This window comes from Azoarcus taiwanensis (genome assembly GCF_012910885.1).
Classification (GTDB): Bacteria; Pseudomonadota; Gammaproteobacteria; order Burkholderiales; family Rhodocyclaceae; genus Azoarcus_F; species Azoarcus_F taiwanensis.
In genome coordinates, this window is the sequence record NZ_WTVM01000262.1 from 1 (window position 1) to 1333 (window position 1333).

1 protein-coding gene is annotated in these 1333 nt (G+C 60.6%); it reads left to right on the top strand.

Annotated features, from left to right (window positions below; all coding sequences use genetic code 11):
• Positions 1 to 83 precede the first annotated feature (83 nt).
• Complete coding sequence (locus GPA21_RS20175) at positions 84 to 1175, top strand: IS5 family transposase (RefSeq protein WP_168989846.1); 1092 nt, start codon at positions 84 to 86, stop codon at positions 1173 to 1175.
• Positions 1176 to 1333: the final 158 nt, after the last annotated feature.

The following is a 1333-nucleotide window of genomic DNA, read 5'->3' on the forward strand; positions in this document are numbered from 1 at the left end:
CTAACAGCGTGATGCAAAAGGCTGTGAACGATCCGAAAAGCTTTTTGTCATAGACACATCTCCAGACTCCTTGTCCTGCAACGATGCGCGGCCAACTCGACCCCCAGTCCTCGATGTTCCACTACTTCTCGCCGGAGTCGCGTGTGCCGGCGGATCATCCGCTGCGACGGGTGAAGCGTTTGGCCGACCGTGCCCTGGCCGCAATTTCTGGGGAGTTGGACGCGCTGTACTCCTCGGTCGGTCGCCCATCGATTCCGCCAGAGCGACTGCTCAAGGCGCAATTGCTGATTGCGCTGTATTCGGTTCGCTCGGACCGGCAGTTCTGCGAACAACTCGACTACAACATCCTGTTCCGCTGGTTTCTCGACATGGATCTCGAGAGCCCGACGTTGGATCAGTCGAACTTCAGCCGCCTGCGCGAACGCCTTGTCGCCACCGACGTGGCTCGACGCTTCTTCGATGAGGTCGTCAATCTGGCCCGCAAGCAGAAGCTGCTGTCCTCGGACCACTTCACGGTCGACGGCACGCTGATCGATGCCTGGGCTTCGTTCAAGAGTTTTAAGCCCAAGGATGGCACCCCGCCCAAGGACGGTGATGACGGCACCGGGATGGTCGACTTCAAGGGCGAGAAGCGCTCGAACGCCACGCATCAAAGCACGACCGATCCCGAGTCTCGACTCATGCGCAAGGGCAACGGCCAGCCGGCCAAGCTCAGCTATGGTGGGCATGTGCTCATGGAGAACCGCAATGGGCTGTGCGTCGACATCCTCATCACCGAATCGACCCAGGCCGAGCACCGTGCCGCGCGGCAGCTGCTCACTCGCGCACGTCGACGGCACATTCACCCCAAGACGCTCGGCGCCGACAAGGGCTATCACGTGAAGGAATTTGTCGGGCACCTGCGCGAGCACGCGGTGCGACCGCACATCGCGCGCATCAAGGATCGGAAGACGCCCGGCCTGGATGGTCGAACCACCCGAACCAAGGGTTACCAGGTCAGCCAGCGAAAGCGAAAGCGCGTCGAGGAGATCTTCGGTTGGTTGAAAACGGTCGGCGGATTGCGAAAGACCCGTTTCATCGGCCAGGCGAAGACCCAGATGGCGGCCTTCATTTCCGGTGCTGCATACAACCTGCTCCGAATCGCGAAATTGAGCGTTTCGGAGGTGAAGGCATGAGCGCAGGTGCGCAAACTGGCCTTCGCGGTCGCCGTTGCGGCCACGAAGACAATTCGAACGCGGTGCGAAGGCGATTCCGGAAAACAATGTCACGATGAAATTCGACCTGAACCTCAGTGCTGGCGCGGTGCCGCCGGCTTTTGCATCGCGCTGCTAAC